The organism is Parapedobacter luteus, assembly GCF_900168055.1.
Lineage (GTDB): Bacteria > Bacteroidota > Bacteroidia > Sphingobacteriales > Sphingobacteriaceae > Parapedobacter > Parapedobacter luteus.
In genome coordinates this window covers 80,884-97,848 of sequence record NZ_FUYS01000010.1, presented here as the reverse complement: position 1 = coordinate 97,848, position 16,965 = coordinate 80,884, and the positions used below count along the sequence as shown (strand labels likewise).

At 49.8% G+C, this 16,965-nt stretch carries 16 protein-coding genes; 4 read left to right on the top strand and 12 right to left on the bottom strand.

All coding sequences use genetic code 11. The annotated features are described in order from the left end of the window. Position 1: 1 nt before the first annotated feature. Positions 2-415, bottom strand: a complete 414-nt coding sequence (locus B5X72_RS16715) for a hypothetical protein (RefSeq protein ID WP_079718063.1) — start codon at positions 413-415, stop codon at positions 2-4. Positions 416-646: 231 nt separating this feature from the next. On the opposite strand from B5X72_RS16715, the gene B5X72_RS16705 reads away from it, so the two are divergent. Both B5X72_RS16705 and miaE read left to right on the top strand, forming a co-directional pair. Continuing rightward, complete coding sequence (locus tag B5X72_RS16705; RefSeq protein WP_139378746.1) at positions 647-1,228, top strand: hypothetical protein; 582 nt, start codon at positions 647-649, stop codon at positions 1,226-1,228. Positions 1,229-1,326: 98 nt separating this feature from the next. Continuing rightward, positions 1,327-1,908 (top strand): MiaE family protein, encoded by a 582-nt coding sequence (gene miaE, locus B5X72_RS16700; RefSeq protein WP_079718060.1) that lies wholly within the window; start codon positions 1,327-1,329, stop codon positions 1,906-1,908. Between the two features lie 8 nt (positions 1,909-1,916). Here the strand turns inward: miaE and adhP are convergent, their stop codons facing one another. The 10 genes from adhP to B5X72_RS16650 all read right to left on the bottom strand — a co-directional run bounded on the left by adhP (position 1,917) and on the right by B5X72_RS16650 (position 14,489). After that, the gene (gene adhP / locus B5X72_RS16695) at positions 1,917-2,960 is read right to left on the bottom strand and encodes an alcohol dehydrogenase AdhP (protein WP_079718059.1); all 1,044 of its coding nucleotides are present in this window, start codon (positions 2,958-2,960) and stop codon (positions 1,917-1,919) included. A 131-nt stretch (positions 2,961-3,091) separates the two neighbouring features. Further along, positions 3,092-4,573, bottom strand: a complete 1,482-nt coding sequence (locus B5X72_RS16690; RefSeq protein WP_079718058.1) for a SusD/RagB family nutrient-binding outer membrane lipoprotein — start codon at positions 4,571-4,573, stop codon at positions 3,092-3,094. A gap of 27 nt (positions 4,574-4,600) precedes the next feature. Beyond that, positions 4,601-8,080 carry a SusC/RagA family TonB-linked outer membrane protein gene (locus B5X72_RS16685; RefSeq protein WP_245826971.1) on the bottom strand — a complete coding sequence of 1,160 codons (3,480 nt, stop codon included), beginning with the start codon at positions 8,078-8,080 and terminating at the stop codon, positions 4,601-4,603. A gap of 32 nt (positions 8,081-8,112) precedes the next feature. Then, positions 8,113-9,072 carry a FecR family protein gene (locus tag B5X72_RS16680; RefSeq protein WP_079718057.1) on the bottom strand — a complete coding sequence of 320 codons (960 nt, stop codon included), beginning with the start codon at positions 9,070-9,072 and terminating at the stop codon, positions 8,113-8,115. 67 nt (positions 9,073-9,139) lie between these two features. Continuing rightward, the gene (locus tag B5X72_RS16675) at positions 9,140-9,769 is read right to left on the bottom strand and encodes an RNA polymerase sigma factor (protein ID WP_139378745.1); all 630 of its coding nucleotides are present in this window, start codon (positions 9,767-9,769) and stop codon (positions 9,140-9,142) included. 61 nt (positions 9,770-9,830) lie between these two features. After that, a complete protein-coding gene (locus B5X72_RS21065; RefSeq protein WP_079718055.1) occupies positions 9,831-10,307 on the bottom strand; it encodes a hypothetical protein in 477 nt (158 codons plus the stop codon). A gap of 27 nt (positions 10,308-10,334) precedes the next feature. Continuing rightward, the gene (locus tag B5X72_RS16665) at positions 10,335-11,222 is read right to left on the bottom strand and encodes a lysophospholipid acyltransferase family protein (protein WP_176146252.1); all 888 of its coding nucleotides are present in this window, start codon (positions 11,220-11,222) and stop codon (positions 10,335-10,337) included. Between the two features lie 100 nt (positions 11,223-11,322). Continuing rightward, complete coding sequence (locus tag B5X72_RS16660; protein WP_079718053.1) at positions 11,323-12,963, bottom strand: carboxypeptidase-like regulatory domain-containing protein; 1,641 nt, start codon at positions 12,961-12,963, stop codon at positions 11,323-11,325. A 19-nt stretch (positions 12,964-12,982) separates the two neighbouring features. Next, positions 12,983-13,918 carry a FecR family protein gene (locus B5X72_RS16655; RefSeq protein ID WP_079718052.1) on the bottom strand — a complete coding sequence of 312 codons (936 nt, stop codon included), beginning with the start codon at positions 13,916-13,918 and terminating at the stop codon, positions 12,983-12,985. Between the two features lie 4 nt (positions 13,919-13,922). Further along, complete coding sequence (locus tag B5X72_RS16650; protein ID WP_079718051.1) at positions 13,923-14,489, bottom strand: RNA polymerase sigma-70 factor; 567 nt, start codon at positions 14,487-14,489, stop codon at positions 13,923-13,925. Positions 14,490-14,729: 240 nt separating this feature from the next. On the opposite strand from B5X72_RS16650, the gene B5X72_RS20845 reads away from it, so the two are divergent. Both B5X72_RS20845 and B5X72_RS16640 read left to right on the top strand, forming a co-directional pair. Then, positions 14,730-14,939, top strand: a complete 210-nt coding sequence (locus B5X72_RS20845; protein WP_079718050.1) for a hypothetical protein — start codon at positions 14,730-14,732, stop codon at positions 14,937-14,939. 48 nt (positions 14,940-14,987) lie between these two features. After that, positions 14,988-15,842, top strand: coding sequence for a transglutaminase-like domain-containing protein (locus B5X72_RS16640; protein ID WP_079718049.1), 855 nt, complete (start codon positions 14,988-14,990; stop codon positions 15,840-15,842). A 40-nt stretch (positions 15,843-15,882) separates the two neighbouring features. Here B5X72_RS16640 and B5X72_RS16635 read toward each other — a convergent pair whose 3' ends face one another. Further along, positions 15,883-16,959 (bottom strand): PQQ-dependent sugar dehydrogenase family protein, encoded by a 1,077-nt coding sequence (locus B5X72_RS16635; RefSeq protein ID WP_079718048.1) that lies wholly within the window; start codon positions 16,957-16,959, stop codon positions 15,883-15,885. Between the last annotated feature and the right edge of the window lie 6 nt (positions 16,960-16,965).

Sequence of the window (16,965 nt, the reverse complement as noted above, 5' to 3'; positions counted from 1 at the left end):
ATCAGCTATCGCCAAGCGATTCATCCCACACCAATTTTGGCTTGCCGTCTTCGCAGTCGATACGGCTCGGCGGCAACAGCAACATGCAATCCGAGACCACATCCCACTTACTGTTATACGCCTTTTGTAACTCCGTATAGGTCGCTACCTTTTCCAGAAACGCGACCGTGTCCATTTCGGTTGTATAAGCAATATAGCCCGCAGGGCCACCGCAAGCCTTTTCACCGATTGCGGTAAAACGCCATTCCGTCACATCCTCGCAAGGATATTGGGCTGCCAGCGAGTCGATTTCCTGACGCAACGCTTCCAACTGTAAGCTTTCTGCTTCAGGACTACCCATGATGGTCTGCTTTTCACATGCGAATACCATCAACACAGCTACCAGACCTACCAAAAACGTCACCTTTCTCTCCATATCAGCTATCTTTTCTTGTAGACGAATATACAAAATTTTCGCTACAGCCCCGTTACCTTGTTGAATCCTTTGTCTACGAATATCCCCCTTTCGTCTAATACACTATCCATTCGTCGACAATTACGTGCCGTTTGTCTATTCAGCCCGTTTTCCGTGCAACGTTTTTGGCCATCTGTCGTCTTATCGATAAAGAATAAAGAAACAGAAGTAAAAACATAAAACAGTATAGTTATGAAATCAATTGTATTAAGCGCCATGATTTGCGCAGCAGTAGCAAGCAACGGCATTGCAAGTACTAACACCTCCTATGATGCCTCCAATGATAAGGAGTTAGTAAACGATCAAAAAAGCGTCGCCGCGTTTAAACAGGCCATTACTTTCCACCAGCGCAATGTGGATGTGCTCTGGGAACAGTACGGACTGGCGGAAGCACGTATCAAAGAAAGCCGTGGCAACCACGCAGAATTAGAACGTGATAAAAACTTTTTTATCGGCGTATACCAACAAGACATAGACAATGGAGTCCGTGTGAATGAAAGCAAGAAAGCCATTGAAGAAATCAACGTGACATACGCTGAAAAACATGCTCAGCGGGACGCCTACGAAAAAAAGCAGATCGCCAAGCTGCAAGCACAATTAAAGGCTGAGCTGAACAACGAGAAAAAGCAGTTTGAAAAAGCCAAGAAAAAATATGCCAGTCTGATCAATGAAGAAACCCTACCGCTATTGCGCGAAGCAGAGCAACATTTTGCAAAGGCTATCGATCGCGCCAATAGCTTTCCTTCTTCAGGCACCGCTATTGCGGCACGATAAGCAGTCAACAACAATAAATGAATGGCAGCCCCTTATCTAAGGATGGCTGCCATTCATTTTCGAAAATATGTGTAAGTTTGCCTAAACACAATTAGCATATGCTTGGACTTCGATTGTTGACCGACCCGCGCTGGGCTAATATTGCAGAAACCAACCTGGAGGAAATCCTGACGGACCACGCGTGGTGCGAACAGAAGGCAGCCTCCAATGCCATTTCATTGATTACGCAAAATTCGGAGCATCAGGATTTGGTGCATGAGTTGACGGCCATCGCTATTGAAGAGATGCAGCACTTCCAGCTTGTCATTGACATCATCAAGCAACGCGGCTATACACTCGGTCGCGAACGCAAGGACGACTATGTAAACCAGCTGATGAAATTCACCAAGAAGGACGGCAGCCGCAATACGGCCTTCATTGACCGGTTGCTCTTTGCTGCCATGATAGAAGCCCGTAGTTGTGAGCGGTTTCGTGTGCTCTCCCAAAACATCAAAGATAACGAGCTGGCCAAGTTTTACCATGACCTGATGGTATCCGAGGCCAGCCATTATACAACCTTCTTGAATTTCGCCCGCCGTTACACCATCGATGTTGATGTAGACCGGCGTTGGAAAGAATGGCTCATTTTCGAAGGGGAGCTTATCAAATCATACGGCAAGAAGGAACATATTCATGGGTAAAAAAGCGATTACGCTGCTGATTCGCCCGCGATATCGAGCACCATCCGACCCTCGATCTCCCCTGCTTTCATTTTGTCGAACACGTCATTGATGTTTTCCAGCTTTACGGCCGTTACGTTGGCCTTGACTTTCCCTTCATTGGCGAACTGGATAGCCTCCTGCAAATCCTTCCGAGTACCCACGATTGATCCCCTCACCGTAATGCGCTTGAGGACGGTTTCGAAGATAGGAAGATCAAAGCTACCCGGTGGCAATCCGTTCAACGCAATAGTGCCTTTACGGCGCAGCGTGCTTAATCCTTGCCGGAATGCGATGGGCGATACCGCTGTGATGAGCGCACCATGTACTCCTCCCACTTCCTGTTGCAAATAAGCACCCGGATCCTGCTGTCGGGCATTGACCACCAAATCGGCGCCCAGTCGTTTCGCAAGCGCGAGTTTGTCATCGCCTACATCTATTGCTGCGACATGCATGCCCATTGCTTTCGCGTACTGAACGGCCACATGCCCCAGCCCGCCGATGCCCGATATAGCCACCCATTCGCCAGGTTTGGTTTCCGTTTCCTTCAATCCCTTATAGACCGTGACCCCAGCGCAAAGGATGGGTGCCATCTCGATGAAGTTGACATTGCTGGGCAGATGCCCCACATACCGGGCATCTGCCAGCACATATTCAGCGAAACCACCATCGACGCTATAACCGCCGTTTTGCTGCGACTCACACAACGTTTCCCAGCCCGTGATACAATGCTCGCAATGCCCACATGCACTATATAGCCAGGGTACTCCTACGGCATCCCCTTCCTTGATATCGGCTACGCCTTCGCCTACAGCGACTACGTAGCCGACCGCCTCATGGCCCGGTATCAAAGGCATCTTGGGTTTAACAGGCCAATCGCCTTCTACAGCGTGCAGGTCGGTATGGCATACACCGCTGGCCACCACCTTCACTAATAATTGGTTGCGGCCTGGAGGCCTCACATCTACTTCTTCGATTTGCAGCGGAGCTCCAAACTGACGAACCACTGCAGCTTTCATCGTTTTAGGAATCATAATCTTGCATTTTATAGACAGGTAAATTATTCATTATCCCTTTTTTGATGCTGCAAGATAGAACGATCCCGAGAACCTATAGATGTTGCGCCGCAGATTAAAAGATGACAGTGATTACTTTTTGCCTTCCATTACCGCTCCCACCATACTTTAGTATGGAAATCATCCGCCCCCATGCGCTGTACAGCCTCTTGGTAGTTTTCCCGGTTGAACCGGCGCACATCGGTATGATACATAAAACGCGTAGGCATCTGCCCTTGATGCAGCATGTGAGGCGTCTTGGGCAGCTCGGGATATCCGGTCCGGCGATATTCAAACCACTGCTGGTAATCATTGAAAAATAATGCCAAGTATTTTTGATTCATGATACGCTCAAACGTGCCGTCAAACCGTGCTGCTTCATTTTCAAAATAATCATCCGGCATTACGCCACCTTTCCACTGTGTGATGGCTGCCTCCACCCCGCGCCGGTACGCTGCTTCTGCCGCCGCCATATCGCCGCGGAAAAACGCAACCTCGGCTTTGATAAATTCCACTTCGGCATAGCTCATCATCACCTCGATGATTTCAGTGCCCAATGTGGTGTATACCATCAAATCACCGTTAGGTGTGCTGGGATCATAATTAAACTGCGAAGCATCCCCCGAGTGGGCGCTGGGAATACCGCGATAGCCCAAATCGACATATTCGCCATTCTCTAAGCGCCTTGCACGGGTCATAAACAACGGTCGGCGGGGATCCGCTAACTCGTTGAGCATATCCACGAAAAACTCAGCCATTGCTTCGAAATTGACATAATCCTGCCTTCTGCCCCACGCATAGTCATAGGGGGTCAACCCTGATATTTTGACCAGCGCAGCTTCTGCATTTGATGTAAACACCGGATACTCATCAGGGTTGTCAATCATCGCTTGCAAACGCTGGTAGCTGTTCTGCTCGGTGCGCTTAGACATACGCAATATCATCCGCATCAACAATGAGTTGTTGAACCTGCGCCAGTTTCGCTCCTGATCGCCCGCCGTTGCTTCCTCGCCGTAAAGCAGATCGTTGCCCACCATATCCCCTCCGGCTGCATAGATGCGGTTTGCCTCTTCCAGCTGTTCGATGAGGCTGTGGTAGATTTCTTCTTGCGTATCAAATCGGGGCCGGTTAATTCCTTCTTCGGCTTGCATAGCCTCGCTAAACGGGACATCCCCAAAGCTATCGGTCAGTATCCCAACGATATAGGCACGTAAGGTTGCAGCAACTGCTTTAAAGATGGGCTGGTCGTATTCATCAGCCGCTTCATCCATCTCGCGGAGGTTGCGCAGCAGGCGGTAGCAGGTATTCCATGTACCGTTGCCAGAATTTTCCTGCAGGTAATACCAGTGTGCCGCGTTGCCCGAACTGGGGTGCGGCAACCCTACCTGCATCAGCTGCCATGTAAAATCATAGCTCCGTACCGTAAAATAAGTACTCATCCCATAAATTGTCGGTGTGAGCATGCTACCTGGCGTCACTTTTTCAATCTTATTGGGGTCGGTATTGACTTCGTCAAAATCCCGCGTACATGATGTGGCCAACAATACGGTTATTAAACTCCCCGTTATCGTATTTCGATTTAACATATTCATGATCAAAAGCGTTAAAAAATCCCTTAATTAAAATTGAAACCTCAGGTTTACGCCCCATGTTCTTGGCGTGGGCAATTGCCCCATTTCTACCCCCGGCACGATAGTGGCGCCATTAAGACTCGCCGTCTCGGGGTCAAAAATCGGAAAGTCCGAAATCATCGCCAGATCACGGCCATACACGGCAATGCTGGCACCCGCGAGGCGCCAACGTGACACCACTGAAACCGGCAGGTTGTATTCCAACCGGACTTCCCGCAGTTTCAGGTATGAAGCGTCAAAGCTATTCGTCTCAATATTCGCCCGCCGGTAGTAATCACCGTACCACGTCTGGATCGGCACCGGCGTTGTATTGGGCGAATAGCTGCCGTCGTCGTTCAAGACCACACCTTCGCCGATGACCGTCATGGTTTCACGACCCAGCAACGTATGGCGAAGTTTGCCTTGTTCGGTCATCTTATGATGGCTCTGCGAATACAGTAAACCACCATATTGACCGTCGATGGTTGCGCTGAATCGCCAGTTTTTGTATTGAAACTCATTGACCAAGCCTGCCCTCCAATCGGCATATGCGTTACCGATTTTACTAATATCATTGGGCCGGAGGGCCAATCCTGTTTCACCATTAAACACCACTTGCCCCTCAGGATTGCGCACCAGCCCAAATCCCCATATGTCGCCGATGCTACCGCCTACGGTGGCCAGCAAGGTAGCTGTACCGCTCGTAGCGATAATTTGCTCCTCGCCTTCCACATCCTCGCTTAATGACAGAATCCTGTTGTTATTGGTAGACCAAGTCGCCGTGGCCGTCCACGAAAAGTTGTCGTTTTTCACAGGACTTCCGCTCAACATTACCTCAATGCCGCGATTACGGATTTCACCGGCATTGATGAACGCACTGCTATAACCCGTGGTAATATCCAAAGGCACGGAAAGCACTTGATTTTCAGTGGTGATGGTATACACATTTACATCCGTATTGATGCGATTGTTAAACAGTGCTACATTGACGCCAGCTTCCCATGAGCGGGATATTTCGGGCTTTAGGTCAGCATTATGAAGCACCGATGGTGCTTCCGCAGAGCCAGGGAAATCTGTCTTGCTGTAGTATTTGGCCGTACGATACGGGTAAGTGTCATTGCCCACCATGGCCCATGAAAGGCGTGCCTTTGCAAAGGTGAAAGCATCCGGCAGGGAGAAAATATCGCTAAGGATATAGCTGCTGCTTACCGAAGGATAAAAATATGAGTTATTGCCATCGGGCAACGTGGATGACCAGTCGTTTCTTCCGGTTATATCCAAGAACACCAAATCACGGTATGAAAAGTTGACGAATCCATAGACGCTGTTGGTACGGCGCCGCTGCAAATCATTATCTGCCAGTGCTTGCTCCAAGGCGTTCGACAATTTGTAGATGCCGGGCAGCAGCAGCCCCCGCGCTATCGCATTGTTCGTTTTTGACTCGTACCGCATTGCGTTCGCACCTAAAGAAGCACGCAGGTCAATGGCGGGTGTAAGTTTGTTCTGGTAGGTGAGCAACATATCCGTGTTCGACTCAAAGAAGTACACATCTTGCTCCTTGTAGTACCCCTGCGGAAAATTAGCCGTGTTATACGGTCTACGGTTGTCCCTTTTATCCTGTCGCATATTCAAGCCCGAACGCACCATGAGGCTCCACCGGTCGTCGAAGGTATAAATGCCCTGCAAATTGCCCTCCACGGTATTGCTCTTCAGGCCATTAGTCATCTCATAGGCAATGAGGTAAGGATTTTCGATATAGGAGCTAAACGGATGAATTTGCTCCAACTGCTCTTTGCCCTGTTTCCAAATCGGACGATACCACTCCAAGTCGACATTTGGATTCTGGAATATCATGAAATAGCCGATCGACTGGTTGTTATACCCGGTACCGGGCAGGTTATCACTGCTTTTTGCCGTATAGCTCATCTTGGCATTGACCTGAAGATTTTTTGAAAGGTGTGCACTGCTGTTCAGGGATGCCACGATACGCTCGAATCCGGTATTGGGCATAATCCATTCATTTTTGGTATGGGTCAGTGATGCACGCGCCGAAAACCGATCAGTGGCCCCATCCAGTGCAACGCTATTGGTAAAGTTCAGTCCTGTGCGCCAAAAACCTTTGATATTGTCTGTGTATGGTCGCCATAGCCGTCGGTCCACGGACTGCCCTTCTATTTCCGGATCATATTGGAAATAATATTGACCGTCGAATCTCGGACCAAATGCGCTGGAAGTTGACCCCGTATTGGCGCCGTCTTCGGAAAGGTGGTAGGAGTAATAGAGATCGCCGTTTGCATTGCGGTTGTTATTGCCCTGTCCGTATTCATACTGCCAGTCCGGCCAACGTAGCACATCCTGAATACTGGTATTGGAATTGACAGTAATGCCGATACCTCCCTCACGCCTACGGCCGCTTTTGGTGGTAATAATTAATGCCCCATTGGCAGCACGGCTGCCATAAAGAGCCGATGCAGCGGCTCCTTTCAGCACGGTCACGGATTCAATATCATCCGGGTTGATATCGGAAAGCCCGTTGCCAAAGTCGATAGGAATATCTTTGTCTACCCCACTTGCGCCAGCTCCATAGGCCTGATCTACGCCAGAACTGATTTTGCCATTGATCATGGGGATACCATCTATTACAACCAGCGCCTCATTGCCATTGATGTCCAACGAACGGTCGCCCCGCAGGTTGATGCGGGTAGAGTTTAATGGTCCGGAACCTGTCTGGGTGAGGTTGAGGCCGGCCACTTTACCTTTCAATGCGTCCGACCAGTTGTTTGAAATGGCATCCGTCAGATCTTCGCCTTTCACAACCGATACGCCATAACCAAGCGCCTTCTCTTCGCGTTTGATACCCAGTGCAGTTACAACCACTTCGGACAATGCTTGGTTGTCTTCCTCCAACAGGACATCCACCTGCGTACGGCCCGCGACCGCTTGCTCCTGCTTTACGAATCCGATAAGCGCAAACACCAGGGTAGCATCTTCCGGAGCTGTGATGCTATATTGGCCGCTGATTCCCGTTGACACCGTGGTGGTCGTACCTTTGATACTGACCGAAACACCGACCAATGGCTCACCATCCGCCGATTTGACGTGCCCGCGCACGGTCAGCTGCTGGCGGATGCTGCGGTTGCTGCTCGCGCCGTCGGTCACATCTCCCGGAAAAATCACCAGCAAATCCCCTTCAACCCGATAAGTAAGCCCCGTGTTGGTCAAGATCTCTTCCAACAACCGGTCTGCAGGCAATCCGGCGCTTACTGTATGTGCCTGCTTACCCGCCAGCTGCCTAGTGTCATACACCAATTTCTTATTGATGCGCGAAGCAACCGCTTTCAATGCCTGCTCCAATGAGACTCGTGTGTGCTGTACCGGCGCATGGCTGGCATGCGCGTATTGCTGAGCAGTTACGGGGCCCCAGCATAGCGATAGAAAAGCTCCGTACATCAACGCCCGTTTTGTTAAGTACTGTCGATTTGATTCCATACAATGTATTATTATGTCATAAAAAAACCTGATTAAAACGCTCGCTCGCGCAACACGATCAACCCGTCTTGATCTACCCGGATAAGTTTATTGACCAGACAGACGGAAGACAACACCTCATCTAATGAGGTCTGTGGCGTAATGGTAGCGGTGAAGCGGTAATCCCGGCGTTCATCTACCTCAAGCACAATGGTCGTGGCATATTTATCTTCCAAGGCGCGCACCACGTCTTTCAGCGAACGCTGTGCGAAGCTGAGCCCACCTGAACGCCATATTCCCGGCGTTTCCGAACCCGTTGTATAGCTCATGGCTTTGGCTTCCTTGTTGTATAACACACCTTGTCCACGCGTCAGCCTAAAGACCTGCTGCGCGCTAGCCGTATCCGTAGGTCTGACCTCTACCTTACCGGTTTCCACAGCAACCCCCACTTCAGCCGTCTCTGGATGTACCTGCACATTGAAAGATGTACCGAGCACCCGCGTATCAAACCAATCAGTCCTGACGGTAAAAGGCTTGGATGTGTCGGGCGTCACTTCGAAAAAAGCTTCTCCCTGTACCAAGTGCACGGTGCGTTCGCCCGAGCTAAAATTTTCCGGATATTCCACGCGTGAGTTTGCATTAAGCCAGATGACCGAATGGTCAGGCAGCACGATTTGCTTGCGCTCGCCAGCACCGGTCTGTGTGATCCGTAACGTAGGGAGCGTTTCTTGAGACGGCCACAGGTACCACCCGAATAGCGCAAGTCCGGCGATCAATACCGCTGCAGCCCCCGCGCGGACCAACCTGCGCAATTTCCCCATGCGCGCTGAGCGCAATTGTCTACGTATCGCGAAGAGCATCTCCGTCTTTATCCGTCGCTCGTCTACTTCATGAAGCGGCAGTGGCCTTTGCTCTTGTTCTTTCAACCAGCCTTCAACGAGCTCTTTTTCGAACGAGGTAGCCGTTCCGTTTCGGTATCGATCAATGAGTGCTTTGAATAGTGATGGCTCCATATGTTCATCTTTGCCATACTATCCAAAAAAGGGGGGTGCTGTACTACCCGGCCCGATTAAGAAATCATTAAAAAAACATAAAGAAAAGCACTGAAAAGACCATATCGCGGCATAAAATGCGCATACGTTTACGTGCCGCCGTCAGTTGATTTTTGATGGTCTGCTCAGATAATCCCAAGTGGCGGGCAATCTCTGCGGTACTTAGTTGCTCTTCGACGCTCATCCGAAGTACATTTTCGATAGCAGGAGGCAATTTCGCCATTTGACGGCTTAGGGTGTCTTCCAGCTCCTTTAAAGCAATCGGATCGATTTGCATCGCAAAAGCATTAGCCATCTCATAAGAAAGCGGTAGATGCGTCCGGCTGCCTTCCAAAAGCCGGGAAGCGCTGTTTAGTACTTTATAGTGGACAGCTTTATGCAGGTAAGCCGCAAGTGTTGTCGTGATTTCGATTTGATCGCGCCGCATCCAAAAACTGACGAAGACCTCCTGCACCGCATCTTTCGCATCGGCTTCAGACCGTAACACGTTCCATGCAAACCGGTAAAGTTCGTGCCAATACCGATCATACAGCACCTCGAAAGCCTGTTCATGCCCACGCTGTATATAAGCCATCAATTGTTCGTCCGAACAACCCGCATAGCGCCTGGTTTGCATATTCTTCTCCTCGTCCACTTGGTACACTGTAGACGGTGCCAAGTTATCCGTGTCATATTAACTGGAGATTAAGCTGCTGTAAAAACTCGGTTCATGTAAGGAGCTACGCATATCGGATCTTAAAATTTTCCTTGGCCTGCCCATGATGGAAGAACACCAATCCTACATGGAATAAGTCGACCGTCACGGTTACTTCCGGCTTGGCTTTGAGGGACAGCCACAATCGCCTCATTCCCTCGTTGCGATAGATTCCTTCGAGTACCGCTACGCTCCCCGGATGAAGCGCAGTCCAAAGCTTGTGTAGTTGGTAGCTTATCCGGTCGGCATCAGTGCCTTCGGCGATGACAAAATCCAGCGGCTCATCCGGCAGCCTATCGCCCACCCTATATACCCGCTTGGGTTTAAATCGATCAATAAGCCGAACGGTCAATCGCTTGATTTTGTCAGGTGGTTCGTCAGCCTGCGGCCTGGCATAAAAGACTTCATCCACCAACCTGTATACAAAAGGCGAATGCGTGCCGTGCCTGGACTTGGCAGACAGCAAATGAATGAGGTAATCGATATAAAAGCGAACGTACACCGCGGCAAAGATAACAGAAATCGGTTTTCACTTCCATCGCTTGTGTGACCAAAGCCAATATGCGGGCGCCCTACGGATAGTTTCTTGCAGGCGTTCGCCGAAGCACCGGGTAATCTGACCGTCCATGGTTTCCCTGGCCTGGTCTGTGATTAACGAGAAATGCACGTTCCACCCGTTGCTACCATCTCGCTGGAGCTCCGCGTAAAAAACGACCGCATCAATGGCCTTCGCCAGTTTTTCCGCACCTGCAAACAAGGTCGTTGGCTGATGCAGCAACTCCATGGGATGCCCCTTGTGCCATCCCGGAAATTGATCGGCGATAAACAGGCTCAACGCAGCTTCGCCTTCTGCCTTCATCAATAACCGCGCAGCCTTCTCCGCTGGTATGAGCTGCATCCCAAATCGCGATCGGATATGCCTTACCATACGGCATAGTAGCCTATTTGATAACGGTTTATACAAGGCATTTACAGGCAAGGACAGTTTAGTAGGGAGAATATGAAGGCTTTCCCAGTTGCCATAATGTCCCAGTATGGCAATCATGGGCTTTGCTTGGCTATGGTAGTGTTTCAATAAATCGGCATTGGCGACGTGTATCCGGCCAGCCAATTGCTGTTTACTGATGGAAACCGATTGGATAATCTCTACCATAAGACACGCGAAATGCCAATAGAAATCCTTTGCCAGTGCATCGATCGCTGCGTAAGGTTTCTCCGGGAATGCGCGAGACAGGTTTTGGAGCACCACCTGGTAGCGATAGCGGATTATCGAGTATGTAAAGAAATAACAGCAGCGGCCAACGGTGGCCAAAAGTAGCCAATGGGGCAGGCGGCTAAGCAAGATAAAGGGAAACAGGGCAACAATATACGCCGCTCTCACCAGGAACTCGGCGGCTCCCCATCGTGTTACTTTCATGCTTTGCATATTAATAAGTATTGTAAACGATTTGGCATTTAAGTAAAGACAAGCTCAATCACGTTTACCCTTATGCAGAAACAGACGGAATTACAATAAGCTACCACCGGTAAGATACCCCACCCATCATCCCGATGTGTAACGCCCGGCCAGCGTCTTTATTGTGGTACCATTTCCATCCACTTATGGGATTTAAAGAGCCATTTTCCTTATCACGATAGGTATATGTGATGGTAGGGCCCGCTATAAAGCCCCAATGTTGGTTGAAGCTGACTCGGGGAAGCAGACGTAAAGACAGCCGTTGTTCGATATCCGCTTTGAAATCCGTACTGGCCCTGCTGACCACTTCCGCCTGCAGTATGAAAGCGCCTGTCCGCAACGCGGTCGCCCCCACTCCCGCTTCGAGCGCATACCTCATGGGACTATCACTCAGGTAATATCCTATCCCCAACAAACCATATAATATCCGCCCACCCGAGCGGAAGGCCAGCTGCGCCATGCTGGATTCGTCCACTGCGGCCGTAACGCTTTTTTCACCATTTTTGACCAAGTTAATCATTCCGATGGGGTAGTCACTACTGTCAGCCACATTGACCAAGGCAAGCTGGACGCCCTTTACGTTTCCACCGGTGTTCACTACCCCAGCTATTTGCATGCCGTCTACATCTTCCGCCACGTTGAAAACGCCCGATAATTGCACTCCTTTTGTCATGCTGGCGTGGCTGCTCACGCCAGCCAACTGCAAACCGGAGGCCTTCTGCATAACGATATTAGAAATTCCAGCCAGCTGTACACCCTCCATGTCATTACCTACGAGGTTAAACAAGCCAGCGGCCTGAAAATAGCGTGTACGCTGCTGGTTGATGTTAAAGCCTCCCGCTATTTCAACACCATTTACGCCGGCGGTATGACCACCAAGGACATTCAGCGACACTTGATTGACCACTTGGCTATTGAACAGTCCTTGTGAGCTTAACCCCGGAGTCAATGAAACTTGATAGGAACTATACGCGAAAAATCCCCCTAAATTGATACGCTGGATACGCTGTTTCGAACTGGTGAAAAACCGCCCGAATGCCGAGCCTTCCAAACCGCCTCCGCTTCCGTCACCCAAGAACAACCAATACCGTCGTCCTTTGTGTTTTGACCCGACTTGAACGGGCGGCAGCAAAGCCAATGTGGTATCGCGGTACTTTTCCTTGCTCACCGTAAGCCATATAGTCTCTCCCGGCCGTTTGATACTCAATTTAAAATCTCCCGTGGGCCCAGACAACGTAGATACCAGCGCTTGGCGATCATAGATGCTGGCGAAGGGCACCCCCATGCCATTGCTGGCATCGCTGACTTGCCCCTCGATGACCAATGGCCTGCCCCTTTCTTTCTCTACGCGAAAGGCCAATTTCATCGTACCCGGTGCGTAACGAATAATGACATAGCCGGGCGTCTCCCTAAATTCGTAGCTGCGGCCGAGCATACGTCCAAGAAAATTAATCAGTGGACCACGATAGTTCGGTACATTGACCAGGCTATCGGCGGCGATAGCGTTACTATTATAGGAAAAGTAAAACCCCTGATCTTGACTTACCGCCGACAACAGATCTCCGATTCGTTGATTAGGCCCTCCTTTGATGGAGATATCCCGTGTGAGGTAGCTTTGAGCTTGGCACACCGACGCTATGGCGATGGCCCAACCAATTGAAAGTAGTTTCAGAAGGGGTTGGTGGTTCGGGTAATTTATCATTATGCCGGGACAGAAACAGCTATTTGAATACAATCGTGTCGCCCTGTTGTGCGACGGTCACTCCCAATGTTTCGGCAATAATATTCAACCGCTCATCCAACGTTCCATCACGTAGCGTAGTCGTCATGGGCAAGTCGCGCAGTTGATCACGGGCTATCACAATAGTTACTCCATGGGTCTCCTCCAATAATTCGGCAATTCGCCAAAGCGGTGTGTGATCCAGTATTAAACCACTATTCACGTCCTGTTCAAACTGCCGTGTCAGCGTATTGATGGTTACCTGCTGACGGGCTGTAAGTTCTACCACACGGCCGAGTCCATCCACCTTCACTTTTCCACTTTCGACGGCAACGGTTGTCTCATCACCACTCCGCCTCACATGGAAAGCTGTGCCAAGTACCGTTACTGTTACTTCTCCGGATTGGATGACAAACGGTCTATCCCCATCCGGGGCAACTCTGAAAAACACATTGCCTCCATGCAGTTTCACCTGCCGCTGACGTTGAAATGGCCCGTTTGAAAATCGCAATGATGCCTGTACATCCAATGTGATGATAGAGCCGTCGGTCAATGTATCGGTGCTCGGCCCGTCGGTGGCGCTGTAGTCAGCACCCAGCAATTGGCGTTCTCCAGACAACAGGAAATAGTAAGCCACGATCGATACCAAGATAAGACCGGCAGCGATCCGCAACCAGCCCAAACGGCGAGATACCCCCTGGCGCGACCGTTGCAAGGCACCACCGGCGCGTTCACGCCGTTGTAAAAAGCGTTGCCAAGCGGCTTCTTCGTCTACACGGTGCTCAGGAGCGAGCCGCTGACTGGCCTCCCAAACGAACCGGAACTGCAAATAATACTTTTCGTTGTCGGGATGAGCGGCAATCCATTTGCGCACGTTCGCAGCCTCCATCTCATTTGCTTCATTCAGCACGTATTTTGTGAGCAATACATCATCCATAGCATCATATATTAGGTAATACGATAATCAACAACGGCAGAAAATCGGCTAATCGGAGCCTCAATAGTCGCAGCGCCTTTGCCATGTGAGCTTCTACGGTCTTTTGCGAAATCCCTAATCTATCAGCGATCTCCTGATATTTCAGTTCTTCAAAGCGACTAAGCTGGAACACGGTCCGGCATTTTTCAGGCAACTGCCGGAGTGCCTCATGCAATTGCAGATATAGCTCCTTATCTGCCGCCGCGACTGTGGATTCCTCTTGTTTGTAGCTCATCATTGCTTCCGCGATATATTTGCGTTGAACCTTTTTATGCTTCAAGTGATTCAGGCTGTCGTGATAGACGGATTTATACAGATAAGCCCTTAGCGACGTGTGGATTGTTAGCCGTTCCCGGTTTTCCCACAGCTTCAAGAAAACGGTCTGTACAATTTCTTCAGCTACACTTTCATCCTGTAGCACCGTATAGGCGTAAGCGTGCAATGCTTTAAAGTTTGCTTTAAATACCTCTTCAAAGGCACGCTCATGACGGGGATGTATCAATGTTTCTGTTTTGGCCAAAGTTACTTCCATTTACTTATGCAGACAACTTAAGTTTGTTTTACCCTTATTCAACATTTTTTTATTACAACATCCCCACCAATCACCGCTTAACACATCAGTTAAAATTTATTAACAAAAACAAAACACGACGCAAAATATTGTATATCAATACATTAAAGCAAAAACACATCACAACGATGTATGTCCCAATTGGCTCGGTCGCTCGCTTCGTTTAGCGATCCGTCTTTTGCAGCAATCAATTTTTTCACCATGAATCAAAAAATTACTTACCAAAACATTTGCATGTTGCTGTGGTGCCTCATCGCAACAGTCGGTAGGATGCCTGCCGCACATGCGCAACCGATGACCGTACGCGGTATAGTGGTGGATGCAGACCACCTGCCTCTAACGGGAGCAAGTATCCGTCTGCCGGCTTGCGAATTGTCCAACACCTTAAATTTGTCGTTCTGTTCTGGCTAATGGCACGTGTTGCAGCTGATATCAAATAGTTTTTTTAACTTTGTATTAATGAACGAGAAAGAGTTAGATTCACTGATCAAACTGCTCGATGATCCGGATGCGGAGGTATTCCGGCATGTAGAACAAAAACTGATCACGATGGGGCCGGAGGTCATCACCCGGTTGGAATCCGTGTGGGAGCAATCTTTCGATGTGGTGCTGCAAACTCGCATCGAAAACCTTATTCATAAAATACAGTTTGAAGATGTGCTGCAAGAACTGGAACTTTGGAAAGTCAGCGGTTCTTTTGATTTGTTGCAGGGGCTGATTATTATCAACAAATACCAGTACCCCGACATGGACGAGCAGAAAATCATCAACCAGATAGAAGCCATTAAACGCGACGCTTGGTTGGAAATGATTTACAGCATGAGCGCAGTGGAGAAAGTGCGCCTACTCAATAACATCATTTACAATGCTTACGGATTCTCTGGTAATACAAGCAACTACCATGATCCGCAAAATTCCTATATCGGCCAGGTGCTGGAAAGCCGCAGGGGCAACCCCATTCTCCTTGCCTGTGTTTACAGCATTGTCGCCCAAAAGCTCGACATCCCGATTTATGGAGTAAACCTCCCGAAACATTTTATCCTCGCGTACACGGAAGACCACGCCCCGGTAGAAAACAAGCACGGTGTCCTGTTCTACATCAATGCCTTTAATCGAGGCCAGATATTCGGAAGGCATGACGTGATCGCTTTCCTTAAACAGCTTAACCTCAGTCCGAGCGATAATTTCGTGCTGCCCTGCAGCAACCTTGATATCATCATGCGCGTACTACGCAACTTGGTCACATCCTACTCCCAAGCTGGCAACGCGGCCAAAACGGAAGAGATCAACCGTATGCTTGCAGTACTTGAATAAGCATCGGTGAGTTCGTGTGCTAGCAACTTACGTTGACAAGCTATTGCGGGATCCCCCTTGCGTCCAGGAAGATGCTGAAGGGCGTGCGGCTTGGCGAGCTGAATGTGATCGTCGTTTCGGGCGCGACATTCCCATTATCTGACAGCTTAAAGCGGGAAATGGTCCGCCGATTCTGATCGGCCACAAAAATGCTGCGGCTCTCGCCCGAACGCGGATCGATGGCAACATCTATCGGGCCAGATAACCCCGTCAGTGATCCGCTGATGGTTCGCGTCGGTGTCACCGTTGCAGATGCCTGCTCAAAATAAGCCTTTATTCCTTCGATGACATAAATCCGCCCGTCGTGCACTTGCTCGCCTTCCCATTGTGTGCCGGTACCATAGTCTACCGCTACCAACACGTCCAGTGAATCGACAAACGCGATACCCCGGATGCTGGTAGCGCCCTCAATCCGGACCGTCGAAACAGGCTGGAAGTCGGCTTCTAGCGAGTCGCCCTGTCCGAGATTGCTGTACAGCGCCACGCCGCCGTTTGTTCCTGAGTTGGCTACCAAAAGGCTGTCGTTCCACAGCTGTATTGCCCATGGGCGCATTGCTGCACCAAGCTGGAACACGCGGTTAGGCCTTGTAAAACCCGCTCTGTTTGCCGGTTGATAAAATCCGTAAATGGCGGTTGGGGTCATATTGTTCGCAACATATAACATCTCACGGGGTTGGTGATAGGCGACACCCCGCATTGCACGCAGCTCGTGATGCCCAAAATTCCCTGAACTTCCCAGTATCCCCAAATTACTTACACTCATCACCCGGATGATGGTATCAGCATACCCAGTCTGAAACACACGGCCCGCGTTGGGACTGAAATGAATAGCTCCTCCGCCAAGTGCACCCGAATTGTAATTTAGTGTAATGGCCATGGGCGTAGCATCCGCGGGATCAATAACAACAACGTTGTCTATGGGATCTTCCGACTCACTTTGCTGATAGGTTTCAAATGAAACGTACAACCGTGATATCGGGGTTGTGGGTAATGCGGGCTCATCGTCATTGCGCATGCAACCTCCAAAAGCCAGCAGTATACCGGCTGCCAGGGCAAAAAAAACAACTGACTTTTTCATCCAAAG